At 56.8% G+C, this 19,062-nt stretch carries 16 protein-coding genes and 1 pseudogene; 5 read left to right on the forward strand and 12 right to left on the reverse strand.

Annotation, left to right across the window (positions count from 1 at the left end; all coding sequences use genetic code 11):
- Positions 1-44 precede the first annotated feature (44 nt).
- The 4 genes from gltP to TU86_RS08825 form a co-directional block, all read right to left on the reverse strand.
- A complete protein-coding gene (gene gltP / locus TU86_RS08810; RefSeq protein WP_048363914.1) occupies positions 45-1,364 on the reverse strand; it encodes a glutamate/aspartate:proton symporter GltP in 1,320 nt (439 codons plus the stop codon).
- Positions 1,365-1,921: 557 nt separating this feature from the next.
- Positions 1,922-2,386 (reverse strand): inhibitor of vertebrate lysozyme family protein, encoded by a 465-nt coding sequence (locus TU86_RS08815; protein ID WP_048363915.1) that lies wholly within the window; start codon positions 2,384-2,386, stop codon positions 1,922-1,924.
- 2 nt (positions 2,387-2,388) lie between these two features.
- Positions 2,389-2,553, reverse strand: a complete 165-nt coding sequence (locus TU86_RS22395) for a DUF1328 domain-containing protein (protein ID WP_019828122.1) — start codon at positions 2,551-2,553, stop codon at positions 2,389-2,391.
- An 86-nt stretch (positions 2,554-2,639) separates the two neighbouring features.
- On the reverse strand, positions 2,640-2,924 hold the full coding sequence (locus tag TU86_RS08825; protein WP_048363916.1) for a hypothetical protein: 285 nt from the start codon (positions 2,922-2,924) through the stop codon (positions 2,640-2,642).
- Between the two features lie 433 nt (positions 2,925-3,357).
- Between TU86_RS08825 and algB the strand changes: the two genes are divergently transcribed.
- Both algB and TU86_RS08835 read left to right on the forward strand, forming a co-directional pair.
- Positions 3,358-4,704 carry a sigma-54-dependent response regulator transcription factor AlgB gene (gene algB / locus TU86_RS08830; RefSeq protein ID WP_048363917.1) on the forward strand — a complete coding sequence of 449 codons (1,347 nt, stop codon included), beginning with the start codon at positions 3,358-3,360 and terminating at the stop codon, positions 4,702-4,704.
- Positions 4,705-4,714: 10 nt separating this feature from the next.
- A complete protein-coding gene (locus tag TU86_RS08835; protein WP_048363918.1) occupies positions 4,715-6,502 on the forward strand; it encodes a KinB sensor domain-containing domain in 1,788 nt (595 codons plus the stop codon).
- A 7-nt stretch (positions 6,503-6,509) separates the two neighbouring features.
- On the opposite strand, the gene TU86_RS08840 is transcribed toward TU86_RS08835, so the two are convergent.
- From TU86_RS08840 to TU86_RS08870, 7 genes and pseudogenes are all read right to left on the reverse strand, one after another.
- Complete coding sequence (locus TU86_RS08840; RefSeq protein WP_239658775.1) at positions 6,510-8,147, reverse strand: EAL domain-containing protein; 1,638 nt, start codon at positions 8,145-8,147, stop codon at positions 6,510-6,512.
- A gap of 51 nt (positions 8,148-8,198) precedes the next feature.
- The gene (locus TU86_RS08845; protein WP_048363919.1) at positions 8,199-8,975 is read right to left on the reverse strand and encodes an N-acetylmuramoyl-L-alanine amidase; all 777 of its coding nucleotides are present in this window, start codon (positions 8,973-8,975) and stop codon (positions 8,199-8,201) included.
- 55 nt (positions 8,976-9,030) lie between these two features.
- A complete protein-coding gene (locus TU86_RS08850; protein WP_048363920.1) occupies positions 9,031-11,067 on the reverse strand; it encodes a GGDEF domain-containing protein in 2,037 nt (678 codons plus the stop codon).
- Complete coding sequence (locus TU86_RS08855) at positions 11,064-11,942, reverse strand: endonuclease/exonuclease/phosphatase family protein (protein WP_048363921.1); 879 nt, start codon at positions 11,940-11,942, stop codon at positions 11,064-11,066. The genes TU86_RS08850 and TU86_RS08855 overlap by 4 nt, the downstream gene beginning before the upstream one ends.
- A gap of 15 nt (positions 11,943-11,957) precedes the next feature.
- Positions 11,958-12,602, reverse strand: coding sequence for a thiol:disulfide interchange protein DsbA/DsbL (locus tag TU86_RS08860; protein ID WP_048363922.1), 645 nt, complete (start codon positions 12,600-12,602; stop codon positions 11,958-11,960).
- 200 nt (positions 12,603-12,802) lie between these two features.
- A complete protein-coding gene (locus TU86_RS08865) occupies positions 12,803-13,423 on the reverse strand; it encodes a c-type cytochrome (protein WP_048363923.1) in 621 nt (206 codons plus the stop codon).
- 54 nt (positions 13,424-13,477) lie between these two features.
- Positions 13,478-13,756: pseudogene (locus TU86_RS08870) on the reverse strand (c-type cytochrome).
- A 190-nt stretch (positions 13,757-13,946) separates the two neighbouring features.
- Between TU86_RS08870 and yihA the strand changes: the two are divergent.
- Entirely contained in the window at positions 13,947-14,591 is a 645-nt protein-coding gene (gene yihA / locus TU86_RS08875; RefSeq protein ID WP_048363924.1) for a ribosome biogenesis GTP-binding protein YihA/YsxC, read from the forward strand.
- 268 nt (positions 14,592-14,859) lie between these two features.
- On the opposite strand, the gene polA is transcribed toward yihA, so the two are convergent.
- A complete protein-coding gene (gene polA, locus TU86_RS08880) occupies positions 14,860-17,628 on the reverse strand; it encodes a DNA polymerase I (RefSeq protein ID WP_048363925.1) in 2,769 nt (922 codons plus the stop codon).
- Between the two features lie 74 nt (positions 17,629-17,702).
- Here polA and TU86_RS08885 point away from each other — a divergent pair, with 74 nt between their 5' ends.
- Together TU86_RS08885 and TU86_RS08890 are read left to right on the forward strand one after the other, a co-directional pair.
- Positions 17,703-17,993 (forward strand): DUF2782 domain-containing protein, encoded by a 291-nt coding sequence (locus tag TU86_RS08885; RefSeq protein WP_048363926.1) that lies wholly within the window; start codon positions 17,703-17,705, stop codon positions 17,991-17,993.
- A gap of 58 nt (positions 17,994-18,051) precedes the next feature.
- Positions 18,052-19,002 (forward strand): homoserine kinase, encoded by a 951-nt coding sequence (locus tag TU86_RS08890; RefSeq protein ID WP_048363927.1) that lies wholly within the window; start codon positions 18,052-18,054, stop codon positions 19,000-19,002.
- The last annotated feature ends 60 nt before the right edge of the window (positions 19,003-19,062 follow it).

Here is a 19,062-nt window from a genome sequence, read left to right on the forward strand (position 1 = left end):
CCGGACAAGTCCGGGGTTTGTGGGGCGAAGCGTGCGCGGGGCGATTATTCGCCTTTTGGCAGGGCTTCCTTGCTGCGCCAGTTCGGCAGCGAGTTCCAGTAGCGCTCGCCTTTGGCGTCGTCGTACATGCCTTCCCAACGCGAAATCACCAGTACCGCCAAGGCGTTACCAATGACGTTCAGCGCGGTACGTGCCATATCCATCACACGGTCAACACCTGCGATAAAGGCCAAGCCTTCCAGCGGGATACCTACGCTGCCCAGGGTGGCCAGCAGTACCACGAAGGACACGCCCGGTACGCCGGCGATGCCTTTGGAGGTGACCATCAGGGTCAATACCAGCAGCAGTTGCTGGCTGATCGACAAGTCGATGCCATACAGCTGGGCAATAAAGATCGCCGCGATGCTCTGGTACAGGGTCGAGCCATCAAGGTTGAACGAGTAACCGGTCGGCACCACGAAGCTGCAAATAGCTTTTGGCGCGCCGTACGCTTCCATCTTCTCGATCACGCGCGGCAGCACGGTTTCGGAGCTGGCGGTGGAGTAAGCCAGTACCAACTCATCCTTGAAGATGCGCATCAGCTTGATCACGGAGAAGCCAAACAGCTTGGCGATCAGGCCCAGTACCGCAAAGGCGAAGAACAAGATGGCGGCGTAAACCAGTATCACCAGCTTGGCCAACGGCACGAGCGAAGCAAAACCGAAGTTGGCGACGGTCACGGCGATCAGCGCAAACACACCGATTGGCGCGTAGTTCATGATCATGTGAGTCACTTTGAACATCGACTCGGACACGCCCTGGAAGGTTTTCACCAGCGGGTCGCGCAGTTCGGCGTTCAGGCTCGACAAGCCGAGGCCAAACAGTACCGAGAAGAAGATGATCGGCAGCATCTCACCGCGAGCCATGGCTGCGAAGATGTTGGATGGAATCAGGTTGAGGATGGTTTCGATGAACGCATGTTCATGCTGAACTTCTGCGGCAGTGGCCTGATATTTGGAAATATCAACCGTGCCCAGCGTGCTCATGTCGATCCCGGCGCCGGGATGGAACACGTTGGCCAGCACCAGGCCGACCAGGATCGCGATGGTGGTCACCACCTCGAAGTAAATGATGGTTTTAAGACCGATGCGACCGAGTTTCTTCGCATCTCCCACGCCTGCAATCCCGACAACCAGTGAGGAAATCACGATTGGGATTACGATCATCTTGATCAGACGGATAAAGATATCGCCAGCGGGTTGCAAGACGTTACTGATCCACCAGGCCTTTTCAGCACTGAAATGGTTAAGCAGCGCGCCGATTGCAATACCCAGGACCAGACCGATTAGGATCTGCCAGGCGAGGCTAAGTTTTGCCTTCTTCATGTCATTACCCTTACTTCAAGTGGACTCGGGAAGAGGCTCAGACTAGAGCGCTTTGAAGCGCTGAATTCTACAACCTCTGCCCCCGTAGAAGGTCGCCCAAATCGAGCCAGAGAGGCTCTTTGGCAGGCGAAAAAAGGCGCAACTATTCCCATGCAAGAGGAAGCCGTCTAATGCCGTAAACGCCTACCCTATGCCGAATCGGCATGGATATTGTCCGACAAGAGCTCAAATTCACGGGGTATCAAAGTCACAGAATAGACGACATAAGCGCCGCAGACCGGCTGTTTCAAGGTCTTTTTGCCGCAGGCGGGACGGCGTAAATCACGCCCAGCACTCAGAAATATCCGACAACATAAATCGAATAGAGAGAAGAAATCATTTTGCTATTAGTCGATAGATGGTCGACGTTCTCAAGGGCCATCCGAGCCACATTTGTTTTTAAAAAAATGAGCAGTGATAAGGTTTTACGACTAAAAAAACATTTTTTTAGACCCAAAAAAACCAAGGCAATGCCTTGGTTTTTTGGTGTTTAACAGCTGAAGAAACTGCCCAAATGATCAGTACCAGTTAGGGTCTTTCTTCAATTGTTCTTTAAGCAGCGCTTGTATCCCGACATCAGGTTGGCCCAAGAATCGGTAATCGGCATGACGTGTTGGTGACTTGTCGGCCGGCAAACCTGCCGGGACTTCGACCAACATGGCATAGGCGTGCTTCTTGTCCAGACTGACGGCAACGATCAGGCGTTTGTTCAAACAGGTCTGAGCGGTTTCGCACAAAGGCCCGACTAAATACTGATCGCCGTCTTCGTTGACTGCGTTCATCTGTTCGGCACTGCCCGACAGGTTCATCACCCATTCAGGCAAGCGATCTTCTTTTTTGACCACTTTTTGCCAGGTATCACGATAAGCAGCATCGTTTAACAGTTCGTTGGCACGCGACTGGCCATCATTGGCGGCCAGCGCCATAGCACTGCCGCCCATCAACAGGGCAGCAGTCATTGCCTTAAAGGATCGGCTAAACATGGTTACCCTCGACCACGGCGGCCAAAGATGAACGACACGACGAACATCACCAGGAAGACGACAAAGAGAATCTTGGCGATACCGGTGGCGGTGCCCGCGATACCACCAAAGCCCAGAACGGCTGCGATGATGGCGATAATCAGGAAGGTAATTGCCCAACTCAACATGGTGATTCTCCTTATTACTGTGGGAAAGCGTGGTGATGCCGCTGCTGCGTCTTAACGCCCTGCAAGGGCCTCAAGGTTGTGAACACTTAAAACACCCAACGTTCCTGCGGCACGTCTGAAGATGCGATTTGCGTGTCATCGGCAGCCGCTAGCGCATAGCCGTTGGTCGCCTGATGGTTTGAGCTGATCGCACTGAAGTGTGTTTGCGGGGCGGCTTGATGCAATACGGCCTGAACCGGCTGCGGTGCCTGTTCAAAACGCACAAGTTGCTGACCACCGATCAATGTCACCAACAACGCGAGGCTGGCGAACAGACCTTGTTGAAGGTGCAGCGAAGTAAGGCGAATGCGGGGGAAACCTTGACGATTCATGCTCAGACTCCTGCCACTCGGTGGTCAATGTTGGATTTGCCTTCAGCCCGGTAGCGCTGAATGACTGGGTTGCATGAGTTATTGCAGGCGGCATGCCAAGTCTTGAGTCTTAATAAAAGTTATATAAATCAAACACTTGTAGTAAATGTGAGTGCAGCTGTGCACGCATCCTGCACGATGGACTCTTCAAGCGTCGGGCGTTCTGCACGATTGGCCAAGGACCCTATCCGTTCTTTTATAGAGGGGGCAAAAAACAGAACTGTTTTGTCCGGCAAACGTCGAGTCAAATCGGCTCTAAATAGTGTTAAATCAGACAGTTACAGCATGCAGGCAAGTGGCTACCCTGCTAGCCTCTTAATGAATCGTGAAAAATCATGCAACTTGCCCGATTATTCCGACACTAACCAACATCACTCATTAAGGAACGTAGGAAATGGAGTCTGCCAAAGAGCACCAAGGCCGCATTCTGCTGGTCGACGATGAGTCCGCCATCCTGCGTACATTCCGCTATTGCCTCGAAGACGAGGGTTACACCGTCGCCACCGCTAACAGTGCCGCTCAAGCCGATGCCCTGTTGCAGCGCCAAGTATTCGATGTGTGCTTTTTGGACCTGCGCCTGGGCGAAGACAACGGCCTGGATGTGTTGGCCCAAATGCGTATTCAAGCGCCGTGGATGCGTGTGGTGATTGTGACCGCCCACTCTGCGGTCGACACGGCAGTGGACGCGATTCAGGCAGGCGCCGCCGATTATCTGGTCAAACCGTGCAGCCCGGATCAACTGCGACTGGCCACGGCCAAGCAACTGGAAGTGCGCCAACTGTCCGCTCGCCTCGAGGCCCTTGAGGGCGAAGTGCGTAAGCCCAAGGACGGCCTTGATTCTCATAGTCCGGCGATGATGGTGGTACTGGAAACAGCCCGCCAAGTGGCTGGCACGGATGCCAACATCCTGATTCTGGGTGAATCCGGCACCGGTAAGGGTGAGCTCGCCCGGGCAATTCATGGTTGGAGCAAACGGGCGAAAAAGTCCTGTGTGACGATTAACTGCCCGTCTTTAACCGCCGAGCTGATGGAAAGCGAGCTGTTCGGTCACACCAAAGGTGCGTTCACCGGGGCCAGTGAAAGTACCCTGGGCCGGGTCAACCAGGCCGATGGCGGTACGTTGTTCCTCGACGAAATCGGTGATTTCCCGCTGGCTTTGCAGCCAAAGCTGCTGCGATTTATTCAGGATAAAGAATACGAACGCGTTGGCGACCCCGTGACGCGCCGCGCCGATGTGCGCATTCTGGCGGCCACCAACCTCAACCTTGAAGACATGGTGCGCGATGGCCGCTTCCGTGAAGACTTGCTCTACCGCCTGAACGTCATCACTTTGCACTTGCCACCGTTGCGTGAGCGCAGCGAAGACATCCTCACGCTGGCGGACCGCTTTCTTGCACGTTTCGTAAAAGAGTATGCACGCCCTGCCCGCGGCTTCAGCGAAGAAGCCCGCTTGGCGCTGGCGAACTACCGTTGGCCGGGCAACATTCGTGAACTGCGCAACGTGGTGGAGCGCGCGAGCATTATTTGCCCGCAAGAAGTGGTTGAGGTGAGCCACTTGGGCATGGCCGAGCAAACCATTCCGAACGCCCCGCGCATTGGTGCAGCGTTAAGTCTCGACCAGTTGGAGAAGGCACACATCGGCGCCGTGTTGGCCACCAGTGAAACCCTCGACCAAGCGGCCAAAACCTTGGGCATTGATGCGTCCACGCTGTATCGCAAACGCAAGCAGTACAACTTGTGAGCAGGCCGCGATGAAACTCGCTATCAAGCTGCGAACACGCCTGTTTCTGAGCATCTCAGCGCTGATCACGGTCGCGCTCATGGGATTGGTGCTCGGCGTATTCGGCGTGCTGCAAATGGCTAAAACCCAGGAAGCCTTGATCCGCAACAACTTCATCACCCTTGATCTGGGTTTGAAACTGCGCCAGACGTTGGGTGACCAACTGATTCTGATGCTGCACAACGAGCCTGATACGGTGGCGCTCAAAGCCTCGTCAGAGCAGTACATGAAGTTGCTCGATGAAGGCATTGCGCATGAACAAAAAAACCATTTGCCCAGCGGTTTTGTTCGGGCGCGGGCCGACTACCTGAGCTTTTTAGAGGCGTTTAACCAGTCGCATCACGAGGGCATCAACCTCAGCAACGACGACGACCTCACCACACGTTTCAATGCGTTGCGTAACGGGCTGATTGACGAGCATCGTAAAGCGCTGGAAAGCATCAACCACGCACAAGCCCAGGCGCGCGACCGGGCAATGTTGATTGCGACGGTATTGGGCCTGGTGGGTGTCGCGGTATTGATCATTGGCTTTATCACGGCACATGGTATTGCCCGACGTTTTGGCGCCCCCATCGAGGCGCTGGCCAAAGCGGCGGACAACATTGGCAAAGGTAACTTTGAAGTGGTGTTGCCGCTCTCCTCGGCCACCGAAATGAACCTGCTGACGCGGCGTTTCGGCATTATGGCCGAAGCGTTGCGCCAGCATCAGGCAACCAACGTGGACGAGTTGCTCGCGGGTCAGCAACGCTTGCAGGCCGTGCTCGACAGTATTGATGACGGCTTGCTGATGATTGATCAACAAGGTCGCCTCGAACACTTGAACCCGGTGGCACAGCGCCAGTTGGGCTGGGACGAAGCGCGTTTGGGGCAGTCATTGGGTGAGGCCTTGCAACGGCCCGAACTCGATCAACAATTGCTGACTGTATTGTGCGGTGGGAGTCTGGAGCGTTTGCCCGAGGACCTGAGCGTTGATATCGAAGGCGAAACGCGCTTGCTGACGTACAGCCTGACCCCGGTGAGTCAGCCCAAGGGGCCGATTCTGGGTGCGGTCATGGTGCTGCATGACGTGACCGAACAGCGCGCATTTGAGCGCGTGCGCAGTGAGTTTGTGTTGCGCGCCTCTCACGAGCTGCGTACGCCGGTCACCGGTATGCACATGGCATTCGGGCTATTTATGGAGCGGGCGCGCTTTGACCCTCAATCGCGCGAGACCGACTTGCTCAACACGGTCAACGAAGAGATGCAGCGGCTGATGCAGTTGATCAACGACCTGCTGAATTTCTCTCGCTACCAGAACGGCATGCAAAAACTGACGTTGGCACCTTGCGACCTGCAAGAAATGCTCGAACAGGCGCGCGCACGCTTCGCTGATCGGGCGGTGGCAAAAGATGTCGAGATCCTGATTGACCTGCAACCGCCATTACCGCGCTTGAATGCCGATCAGGGCCAGCTTGAACGCGTTCTGGATAACTTGATGGATAACGCCCTGCGACACACTGCCATTGGTGGGCAAATTCGCTTGCAGGCCCGGCGTCATGGCGAACGCGTGATCATCAGTGTCGAGGACAATGGCGAAGGCATCGCGTACAGCCAGCAAGGGCGAATCTTCGAACCCTTCGTGCAAGTAGGACGCAAAAAGGGCGGCGCAGGGCTTGGTCTGGCCTTGTGCAAGGAAATTGTGCAGTTGCACGGCGGACGCATCGGCGTGTACTCGCGCCCTGCTCAGGGGACGCAGTTTTATATGGCGCTGCCGTTATAGGCGAGGTTCACACCTGGTCTTCTGCGCGGCGCGGGCCTTGTCGGCGCCCGCCGGTGATGCGCTCGCGAAATTGGTGAGCGTTCAACGGTTTGTCGAACAGCCAGCCTTGGCCATAACTCACGCCTTCACTGCGCAGCAGTTCTGCCTGGTACTCGTGCTCAATCCCTTCGGCAATCACCGTCAGGTTCAGCGCATGCGCCATGCGGATAATGTGCGGCGCCACCCCGCTGCTGGCGGCGTCATAACCCAGCGCATCAATAAACGCCTTGTCGATTTTCAGGCAGTCCACCGGCAAGGTTTGCAGGTAAGCCAGGCTGCTGTAACCGGTGCCAAAGTCATCAATGAGAATCCGGTGCCCTTCGTCTCGCAGGGCCTGAAGCTTGAGCTTTGCGATTTCTACATCAACCATGCCGCGCTCAGTGACTTCAAACGCGATCTGTCGGGGTGCCACGTCATGCAGGGCCAGCAAGCGCGCCACCACCTTGCCGATGCGCGGGACCATCACGTCGCACGCTGACAGGTTGATGGACACATACAAGTGCGGGTTGGCCCTTAACAGCGGGCCGAGTTGTTCCAGTGTGCGTTGCAGGACGAAATCAGTCAGCTGTCGGATCTGCCCGGTGCTTTCGGCCACGGGAATAAACAGCTCGGGGCTGGTCATCGTGCCATCCGCATGCCGCCAGCGAATCAGCGCTTCTGCGCCCACGCACTGGCGCGTGTTGAGGTCAACAATGGGCTGATAATGCACCGTGAATTCGCCCCGGCGCAGAGCGCCCTGCAACTCCCCACCCAAGGATTGACGCTGTCGTGCCACATGCAAGGCCAGCGCGCCCAGGCACAGGGCAATCAATAGAATGCCTGGCAACATCCACCCCAGCTGCGACAGGTACTGCGAGGTGTCGGCACGCGGCATGCTCAACACCAATTGGTAATCTGAATTGTCGGTGGGCAAGCGATAGAGCACGCGATAGTCAGTGACGACCACCTCTCCATCGCTCGGCGGCCAACCGGGGCTGGGCGGCCAATCCTGTGCCTGCCCCAATACCGGCAGCGCCCGCTGGTCATCATCGACCACCACCAGCAAGCTCCCGCCGGGCGGCAGATCGACCGCATCGCTCAAGTGCCCGCGAGATGTCGTCACCTCGAAGTCGCCACGGCCCAGCATCAAACCGGCCAGGTTGTCGTCGGGTTGTTCAGCGGTGTTCAGCCAATAGCGATAGACCGGCCCCTTGATATCGGGCTCACGGCCCGGCGAAGGCGTCAGGCTGAGGTTCGCAGGCCAGTTGGAGCAGACCTGGGTGCCGTCATAGAAGATGGCTTCATAAATGAAGCGGTACTTGAAGCTGGTCTTTTGCAGCTGCGAGGTCATCAACGGGCTGCATTCGCGCAGCGGCTGCTTGTTCAAGTCGTCCAGCCCTCTGCGAAGCTGGGTGAACAACTGTTCGAGCCGTTCAAGCAAACGCTCGCCCTCCACGCTCATCCGTTCGCGTTCACGCTGGTGCACTTGATGCATGACGACGGGGACGCTCAGCGCCAGTAAAACGCTGGCGCTGAGTAACGTAGCGACAATCGCCAGCGACCAAGGGCGATACAGCCGGTTACGTATACGCTTGATAAATGTGCGCGGCGTTCTGCGTCCTGGCACCAATCCTTGCTCCTGATAACGTGCTGACGGTGGCTGGGGCTTTCACTGCTGTTATTTGGCGGTGTTTAACACCTTCAAAATAGCTGCACTTTCGGCATCCGGGGTGCCGTCGAAACGGGTGGGGCGAAAATGCATTTGAAACGCAGCCAGTACGTGCCGTGTAGCGACGTCAAGCTCACCGGTTTGCGGGGTTTCGTAACCCAGTAACGCTAACTGTTGTTGAAACCAGGTGATGCTCGGCAATTGATTGGCATACAGCGCTTGCTCGCGGGCGACGGCTTGCGCATTTGGCCAAACGCCAAAACCGGCTTGTGCCAGTCGTTGCCACGGGAACAGCGGTCCCGGATCAAGTTTGCGCAGCGGAGCAATATCGCTGTGACCAATGATGTTATGCGGGTCAATTTTGTAGCGCGTGGAGATGTCTTTGAGCAAGACGATCAAGGCTTGAATTTGACCTTCGGTGTACGGATACCAAACCCGACCCTGGGGCGTATCACGGAAACCCTTGTTGACGATTTCGATCCCGATGGAGCTTGAGTTCAACCAGGTACGGCCCTTCCATTGGCTTTCGCCCGCATGCCAGGCGCGCTGGTTTTCATCCACCAGTTTGTACAGCGTCGGCGGCGTGTCACCAATCAGGTAATGGCTGCTGACGGGACCGTGGGTCAGCAGCTCAAGTGAGTGCTCAAGAGACGTCGAGGTGTAATGCAGCACAATAAATTGCACACGGCTGTCATGGTTGACCGAAGGATGGCGGGTGTCCATGCGCGGTCCGCTGGCGCAACCGGCCAGGAGCAGTGCAGACAACATCAAAGCAAATAATTTCATAGTTTAGACAGTGGCGTGAGGGCAGACAGGGCACAGCATAACGCACGGCTAGGTTTTAGCCCTGTTGAATGGTGTTACGTCCGGCGGCTTTGGCACGATAAAGCGCTTCATCCGCGCGTTTTAGCACTTGATCACTGCGATCACCCGGCTTGAACGCTGCCAGACCGATAGACACCGTAACGGTGACCGGCTCACCTTTGAAGTGGAATGGGCACGCTTGAATCGCCGCGCGCAGTTTCTCGACCAACTGCAAGCCTACGGCCATCGAGGTATTGGGTATCAGCAAGACAAACTCTTCACCGCCAAAGCGAGCAATAAAGTCGGTGGGACGCAGGCGTTTGCGCAGTTGCGTGGCGATGATCTTCAACACTTTATCGCCTGCTAAATGGCCATAGCCATCATTGATGCGCTTGAAGTGATCCAGGTCGAGCATGGCCACCAGCAGCAGGTTGCCGTGAAGTTGCCACTGTTCAACCTCATGGGCCAAACGCTCGCCCCAGGCCGCACGATTGGGCAAGCCGGTAAGCGGGTCGATCAGGGCTTTTTGGCGCTGCTCTTCAAGGTGTTCACGGTAGCCCTGGGCCTCCTGCTCCATGTGCGCCACACGCTCGGCCAGCCCTTGCAGGTGCGCCGCGACTTCTTGCTCGCGTGCATCGCGTTGTTGCTGGTGCTGGTCCATTGTGCCCAACAGGCCTTCCAGACGGCTTTCAAGGATGTGCTTGAGGCTGCTGAGGTCGCAGGCTTCTTGCACACTGCTTTGCAGGTCGTCGACGTGCTCGCGCATTTGGGTGTGCAAGTCATCGGCCGCCGTTCGGCCTTCTGCATGGCCTTCACTGGCGGCCTGGAGGTTGCCCTGGAACGACTCCAGGCGCTCGTTGAGTTGCTTGAGGTAAGCCTCGAACTCATGTTGGCCGCTGTCAGTGATGGCCAGCATCAGCACGGCAAGATCATCGAGGATAGGTAGCAATTCGTACCAGTTAAGCCCTTTTTCAAGACGGCTGCGCATGGCTTCGACTTGCGGTCGATGGTGTTCGGGCAACGAAAGGTCGTTCAACAGCCCCAGCAATGTGGATTCGATGTGGGTCGCTACCGAGCTGTAGGATGGCTCTGGCGTGCTTGGCAGCGCGTAAATCGGGTCTTCTTCAAGGGGCTCAAGTGGCTCAAGCTGATCAAGGTCAGCACGGCTGTCTTCTGGTGCTTGAGTTTGGCTGATATGCGCTTGCGCCAACGCGACCACTGACTCCAGCGCGCCTCCCGCCCCCTCGTCAACAGCATCCACCACCTCCTGCACTTCAACTGGCTGCACCGGTGAGGGTGGTTCCAGGGGTGGGGGCGATTTGATGTCGTCGTCAACGTGCGACAAGGGGAGGTTGTGTGGCACTTGCACTTCAACAACAGGCGGCGTCACCACCGGTTGAGGGGCCGTGTCTTGAGCAACCTCAATAGCAGCGGCTTGAGCCGGAGTCGCCTCATCGACAGGCTCGTGGTTCGCCACTGGCACGACGACGGCTGCCGCAGCTTGCGGGGTTTGCACTGTGACAGGCTCTGGAACGGCTTTATCGGCTTCGCCGCTGCCAAACAGACGCTGCAACAAGCCCGGTTTGGCGGGTTCTGCGTTGTGCAGTTGCGGTGCTAGTGCCTGGCCCTGTAATTGGCTCAGTTCGCCCAGTAGCAGCGGTATTTCACGCGCCTGGGTGACGCGACTGTCGAGCTGCTTGGCGAATGTCTTAAGCGGTTTGCTGACTTCACGCGGTAACGGTAGCGCTTGCAGCTGAGTCACCAAGGTACTGAGCGCGGTACTGACTTGCTCAACCCGGGTTTCGCGGCGCTGTTCGGAGTCGAGCACGGCTTTTTCCAGGCGCGGCATCAATGCCGCCAATGCCGCGTCCATTTCGTCTGTGCGCACGGCCTCGCGCATTTCTTTCATGCATTGGTCGACTGTGCGGTCAGAGCCCTCGGCCGCCAAGGTGCTGCGCACCAGGCCGCGACGCAGTAAGTCGAGGCGGGCATTCCAGCGACGCTCTAGTTTTTCTTGTTGCTCGATACTTTTGAGGTACTTCTCTTTCCAGCGTTTTGCGTCGTCGGCGGTCATGCAAGGGGCTCACTGGCGGAAGGACTCAACACTGGCAGTGAATCTCCACCAATAGAGCCCGGCAAACGGATTTCAACCGCGACCGGCAAATGGTCTGAAATGGGCTGATCCAGCACTTGCACCCGTTCAAGGGTAAGGCTGGGGCTGAGCAAAATATGATCAAGGCAACGTTGCGGGCGCCAACTGGGGAAGGTGGCTTGCATTTGTGGCGCCAGCAAACCCAAATCCCGCAAAGGGGATGTTTGTAACAGATCACTGGCATGGGTGTTCATGTCGCCCATCAATACTTGGTGCTGATAACCACCAATCAGCTCGCGTACGTAGGCCAGTTGCAGGGTTCGGGTCTTGGCACCCAACGCCAGATGCATCATGACCACGACCAGCGCGTCGGCACCTTCGCCAAAACGTACCAGAATAGCGCCACGACCAGCGGGGCCGGGCAGGGGATGATCCTCAATCGCGGTAGGCCGAAAACGGCTGAGCACACCATTGCTGTGCTGGGCCAGGCGACCCAGATTGCGATTGAGTTGCTGATACCAGTAAGGGAATTCGCCCTGTTGGGCCAGGTATTTAACCTGGTTGATGTAGCCGGATCGGTGGCTGCCACCGTCTGCTTCTTGCAGAGCGACCAGATCGAAGTCGCTCAACAAGTCGCCAATTTTGTCCAGATTACCGGTCCGCCCTTTGTGTGGCAGCACGTGCTGCCAGCTGCGGGTCAGGTAGTGGCGGTAACTCTGGGTGCTGTTACCGACCTGGATATTGAAGCTGAGCAAACGCAAACGTCGATCATCCGACAGCCCGCTTGCCGCCAGATGATCTTCGTTAACCTGCGGTTCATGCAGGCCAACAATTCGCTCGCTTTTCCAGCGCCGCACGGGGGAGGGCGCCGCTTACTTCGCCGCCTTGGCTGCACGCTCTTTGGCGATCAACTGGTCGGCCACGTTCAAGGCTTGCTCCGGGCTACCGGCAGTGCCGAGGTCGAAGCGATATTTGCCGTCGACGATCATGGTTGGAACGCCAGAAACTTCGTATTTCTTGGCAAGCTCTTTAGCTTTTACGATTTGGCCCTTGATGGCGAATGAGTCAAAAGTTGCCAAGAATTTGTCTTTGTCCACGCCTTGAGTGGCGAGGAACTCAGCCATCTCTTCAGGTTTTGTCAGCGGCTTGCGATCCTTCTGGATGGCGTTGAACACAGCTGAGTGAACCTTGTTCTCAACGCCCATCGCTTCAAGGGTCAGGAACATCTGACCGTGAGCGTCCCACGGACCACCGAACATGGCCGGAATGCGCACGAAATGCACGTCAGCAGGGAGTTTTTCCGCCCACGGATTGATCACCGGCTCAAACGAATAGCAGTGCGGGCAGCCATACCAAAACAGCTCAACGACTTCGATTTTGCCAGGCTCGGCAACCGGAACGGGGTTGCTCAACTCAACGTACGTTTCACCTGCTACAAGCGGCACATCGGCGGCTTGAGCTGACATGCCAAACAGGCTGGCACTGACGAGAGCGGCGCTGAGGATCAGATTACGCATGCTTTACTCCTGGGCAAATAAGGTCGCAGTCACGTGACCTGTATTCAGACAGGTCCGTGCTGGCTTGAGTTCGGTAGTGTAACGGCAGATGCCATAAAAAAGGGCAGCCAAAGCTGCCCTTTTAACATCACATGCAAGGATTAAACGATCGTTAACGTTGCCAAAAGCGTCAAGCCCTGGCGGTACCGACCGTTTTTGCCTTAGTGCAGGCCTTGGATGTATTGGGCCAGTGCTTTGATGTCCTTGTTGCTCAGCTTGGCCGCGATGGTGCGCATGGTCATCGCGTCGCCGTCGTTGGTACGGTCGCCTTCGCGGAAGTCTGTCAGTTGTTTCTCGATGTAGCTGGCGTGCTGGCCACCCAGATGCGGGAAACCGGCAGGTGCATTGCCTTGACCATCGGGCGAATGGCAGCCGGTGCAAGAAGGCAGACCTTTCTCGACGTCCCCACCACGGAACAACGCCTGGCCGCGCTCGACCAGTGCCGGGTCAGCTGCACCCACGCTGTTTTTCTGGCTGGAGTAGTAGGCCGCGATGTCAGCCAGATCCTGATCGCTCAGGTTGGTCAGCAGGCCGGTCATTTCCAGGACCTGACGCTTGCCGTCTTTGATTTCGTGCAACTGCTTGAGCAGGTATTTATCACCTTGCCCGGCCAGTTTTGGGAAGTTTGGCGCCATGCTATTGCCGTCTGGACCGTGACAAGCGCCACACACAACGGTTTTTGCCTGACCGGCAGCAGCATCGCCCACAAGAGCAGTGCCTGCGGCCTGGGCAACACCGGTGACGCCCAAGGTCAACAGCAGACTCACGAGTAATTTGTTCATCAGCTAATCCAACTACGGCTAAGGGTTAAAGAGTTATGGGCCGGGTTTACTCATTCATCGCACGATGATCAATCGGTAAACCTCGACACTGCAGTCCATGCACACACCACGCGGCGGCATCGCCTTGAAACCCTGGGGCACGTGTCGCACCAGCGCTTCCATACCCTGCTCTCTAGCTGGCTCCAGGCTTTGCGACGACCGGTTTCGGCTCGGTTGGCAACTGGCCAGTATGGCAGGCAATACAAACGCGGTTGTACACGGCTTCCGGATCCTGTGTAGCCTGAGCGCTATTCACGGCATCAAGATACCGGCAGCTAGCAGCCATTTCGTCATAAAACGACCTTTTCAGGGTTGGGAGCTTGCTGCGTTCTAATGCGCAACCTAGGTCTATCGCTCCCGTGTACTTCATCCTACGCTGGGACAAAGCGCACACAAAATCTGCGGCATTATATACTGGCGCCACTGAAACGGAAACGACACGCTCGCCGCGTCCATTCCTGACGCCGCTCACATCGGAAATCCCATGCAACTCAAGAACCCCATCCTCGGCCTGTGCCAACAGGCTACCTTCATGCTCAGCGCTGCCAAAGTCGATCAATGCCCTGACGACGAGGGCTTTGAAGTCGCCTTTGCCGGGCGTTCCAACGCCGGTAAATCCAGCGCCCTGAACACGTTGACCCACGCCAGCCTGGCGCGAACCTCAAAAACGCCGGGCCGTACTCAACTGCTCAACTTCTTCCAGCTCGATGAAGATCGTCGTCTGGTCGACTTGCCGGGTTACGGCTACGCCAAAGTGCCTATCCCGCTAAAAATGCACTGGCAGCGTCACCTTGAAGCGTATTTCGGCAGCCGGGAAAGCCTCAAAGGCGTCATTTTGATGATGGATATTCGTCATCCATTGACCGATTTTGACAAGTTGATGCTCGACTGGACCGTCTCCAGCGGCATGCCGATGCATATTTTGATGACCAAAGCCGACAAACTGACGTACGGCGCTGCGAAAAATACCCTGCTCAAAATTCAGGCAGAAATTCGCAAGAAGTGGGGCGACAGCGTCACCATCCAGTTGTTCTCCACCCCTAAGCGCATGGGCCTGGAAGAGGCGTACACCGTGCTCGCCAAATGGATGGAATTGCCTAATAAAGGCGAAGAAGAGACCGGCGAATAACAAATCGCAGGCAAAAAAAACCCCGGACTTCGTATGGGGAGGGGGAAGTTCGGGGTTCAAGTACTGAACCGCTAGGGCGGGGTTCAGAATTCTGCCAACACTTAACACAACATTAGGAGCATTGAAGGGCTTCACCACCCATTCAGTAGATCTGAGTGGTGAAGGCAGATTTAGTTCAAAACGCCTAAAAACGATTTGATCTAAGCCCATACCCTTTACAACTAATGGCATATTGCCTGCGACTATTGGTCGCAGGCTTTTCGCACTGTTAGTGCGCTTGATCCCAGTTGTTGCCCACGCCCACTTCAACCACCAGTGGCACGTCGAGCTGGGCCGCTTCGCTCATGTGCTTGCGCACTTCGTCGCGTACCTGGTCCACCAGGTCTTCGCGCACCTCCAGCACCAATTCATCGTGTACCTGCAAGATGACGCGTGCATCGAGATCAGAGGCGCTCAACCAGTTATCCACAGACACCATGGCTTTCTTGATGATGTCTGCTGCCGTGCCTTGCATCGGCGCGTTGATCGCTGTGCGTTCAGCACCTTTGCGCAGCGCAGGGTTTTTCGCGTTGATTTCTGGCAAGTACAGGCGACGACCAAAAATGGTCTCGACGTAACCTTGCTCGGCCGCTTGAGTCCGCGTGCGCTCCATGTAGTCCAATACGCCGGGATAACGTGCGAAATAGCGGTCGATGTACGCCTGCGACTGTTTGCGGTCGACACCAATCTGCTTGGCCAAGCCAAACGCGCTCATGCCGTAAATCAGGCCGAAGTTGATCGCCTTGGCACTGCGCCGCTGATCGGTCGTGACGTCAGCCAATTCAACACCGAAGACTTCGGCAGCCGTGGCGCTGTGCACGTCAAGGTTATTACGGAAGGCATGCAGTAAACCTTCGTCCTTGGCCAGGTGGGCCATGATCCGCAGTTCAATTTGCGAATAGTCCGCTGCTAACAGCTTGTAGCCTTTAGGGGCCACGAACGCCTGACGAATCCGACGCCCTTCCGCCGTGCGAATCGGGATGTTTTGCAGGTTAGGATCGCTGGACGACAAGCGCCCGGTCGCCGTGACTGCTTGGTGATAGGACGTGTGAATCCGGCCTGTGCGCGGGTTGATTTGCTCTGGCAGGCGATCGGTGTAGGTGCTTTTCAGCTTGCTCATCGAGCGGTACTGCATCAGCACTTTAGGCAGCGGGAAGTCTTGCTCGGCCAGCTCCGCGAGCACGGCCTCGGCGGTGGACGGCTGACCTTTTGCGGTTTTGCTGATAATCGGCAAACCCAGCTTTTCGTACAGGATCACGCCCAATTGCTTAGGCGAGCTGAGGTTGAATTCTTCGCCTGCAATCTCAAATGCCTCACGCTCAAGCGCGACCATTTTGTCGCCCAGTTCAACGCTCTGCACGCCCAGCAGCTTGGCGTCGACCAGCGCGCCTTGGCGCTCAATGCGCGCCAACACAGGCACCAGCGGCATTTCAATGTCCGTCAGTACGCTGTTCAACGTGGGGATGGCGGCCAGTTTTTCGTGCAGCGTGTTGTGCAAGCGCAGCGTCACGTCCGCGTCTTCGGCTGCGTAGGGGCCAGCCTGCTCCAACGAAATCTGGTCGAAGGTCAGTTGTTTGGCACCTTTACCCGCGATGTCCTGAAAACTGGTGGTGGTGTGACCCAAGTACTTGAGCGCCAAGCTGTCCATATCATGGCGCGTGGCGGTGGAATCGAGTACGTAGGATTCAAGCATCGTGTCGAAGGCAACGCCTTGCACCATGATCCCGCACGCCTGATCGCCACCGATGGCGCAGTTGGCCAGGATGTTGATATCGAATTTGGCGTGCTGGCCGACTTTGGCTTTGTTTGGGTCTTCAAGCAGGGGCTTGAGCGCGAGCAACACCGTGTCCCGGTCCAACTGCTCGGGCACGCCCATGTAGGAATGCGTCAGCGGAATGTAGGCTGCCTCGCCCGGTTTGACTGCGAACGATATGCCTACCAGTTGTGCTTGCTGAGCGTCCAGCCCGGTGGTCTCGGTGTCAAAGGCGATCAGCTTGGCGGCCTGCAACTTCTTCAGCCACACATCGAAACGGGCCTGATCGAGGAGGGTTTCGTACTGTGATTGAGCTTCAGCCACCACCACCGGCGCTTCTTGCGTAATCACCTGCCCGGCACGCTTGGCTTCACGCTCGACGTCGGCAATCCAGCTTTTGAATTCCAGTTCGGTGTACAGCTCAATCAGCTTTTCACAATCCGGGGCCTTGAGGTGCAGGTCGTCAAGGCCGATATCCAGTGGCACATCAATTTTGATCGTGGCCAATTGATACGACAAAAATGCCATTTCTCGGTGTTCTTCGAGTTTGGCCGGCAAATTTTTAGCGCCGCGAATCGGTAACGTCGGCACGATATCGAGCTTCTCGTACAAGTCCACCAGGCCGCCGCCTACACCTACCAGCAAGCCAGATGCTGTCTTCGGCCCAATGCCCGGCACGCCAGGGATGTTGTCGGACGAGTCGCCCATCAGTGCGAGGTAATCAATGATCTGCTCCGGCGAAACGCCGAACTTCTCTTTGACGCCTTCAATGTCCAGCACACTGCCAGTCATGGTGTTAACCAGCGTGATGTGGCCATCGACCAGTTGCGCCATGTCCTTGTCGCCGGTCGAGATCACCACCGGGCGGTCGGCTGCGGCGCTGCTGCGCGCCAGCGTACCGATCACATCGTCGGCCTCAACCCCCTCAACGCACAGCAACGGGAAGCCCAGCGCGATCACGCTGGCATGCAAAGGCTCGATCTGCACGCGCATGTCATCGGGCATGCTGGGACGATTAGCTTTGTATTCGGCGTACATGTCATCACGAAATGTACCGCCCTTGGCATCGAAAACGACCGCAAAGGGGCTGTCCGGATACTGCTTGCGCAGGCTTTTCAGCATATTCAGCACGCCCTTCACGGCACCTGTCGGCAGGCCCTTGGACGTGGTCAGCGGTGGCAGCGCGTGGAAAGCGCGATACAGATATGAAGAACCGTCCACCAGGACGAGGGGGGCTTGGCTCATGAGCAGGATCAACCTTTTCGGCGAGTCCGGCGCTAGAATGTCCGGACCAATGACGACAAAGGGACAAGGTTATCATGCGCACACTTAATCGCCTGTTGCTCACCGGCTTGATTGCAGCCATTCCGCTGGTAACCTTTGCGGCCGATGACGCACCCGGCGCGGAGCCAGAGGTCACCATTCGCACGGAAGGCGATAAAACCATTCAGGAGTACCGTCAAAACGGTTTCCTATATGCCATCAAGGTCACCCCAAAAGGAGCGCCGCCGTACTTTTTAGTGCGTGCTGATGGTACTGATGCCAATTTCATCCGCTCCGACCAGCCGGATATGCTGATTCCTTCGTGGAAAATCTTCGAATGGAAGTAGCGTCTTAACTTTAATCGGCGCCGCACGCCTGCGGCGCCCGTACTGGCAGTTTTAAACCATGTCTGTTTTCACGCAACTGGCTCGTCCCGAGCTGGAAACCTTTCTTGCACCTTATGGGCTTGGCCGTCTGCTGGATTTTCAGGGGATCGCCGCGGGTAGCGAAAACACCAACTATTTCATTAGCCTGGAGAAGGGCGAATACGTCCTGACTCTGGTTGAACGTGGCCCTATCAATGAAATGCCGTTCTTTATTGAACTGCTGGATGTGCTGCACGACGCGGATTTACCCGTGCCCTATGCGCTGCGCACCCAAGACGGGCAGGCCCTGCGCGAATTGAAAGGCAAGCCCGCGCTGCTGCAACCACGTCTGGCGGGCAAGCACATTCGCCTCGCCAACGCTCAGCACTGCACGCAAGTGGGTGAATTGCTCGGGCATCTGCATTTAGCGACCCGTGACAAAGTGCTGGAGCGCCGAACCGACCGTGGACTGGACTGGATGCTGGCCGAAGGCCCTGCGCTGAAAGCGGACCTGGCCCCCGAATCCGCCGACCTGCTGCAAAAAGCGCTCGACGAAATGACCGCGCGCAAAGCGCACATTTTGGCGCTGCCACGGGCTAATTTGCACGGTGATCTGTTTCGCGATAACGCCATGTTTGAAGGGACACACCTGACCGGGCTGATCGACTTTTACAACGCCTGCTCAGGCCCGATGCTGTACGACGTGGCCATTGCCCTGAATGATTGGTGCGCGGACGACGCAGGCAACATCGACGCCCCACGTGCCCGCGCCTTGCTGGGTGCTTATGCGGCCTTGCGCCCATTTACGGCCAGCGAGGCCGAGCTGTGGCCCACCTTGTTGCGCGTCGCCTGTGTGCGCTTCTGGCTATCGCGCTTGATCGCCGCACACGCCTTTGCCGGCCAAGACGTGCTGATTCATGACCCTGGCGAGTTTGAACAACGGTTGGCCGCTCACCAAAAGGTCAGCATCCAGTTGCCATTTGCGCTGTAAATTGCGCTACGCCGCTTGAAGTTACACAGGTGCTGCGGGCTGTAATGTCGCCCGCAGATT

The organism is Pseudomonas weihenstephanensis (assembly GCF_001043055.1).
Taxonomy (GTDB): domain Bacteria; phylum Pseudomonadota; class Gammaproteobacteria; order Pseudomonadales; family Pseudomonadaceae; genus Aquipseudomonas; species Aquipseudomonas weihenstephanensis.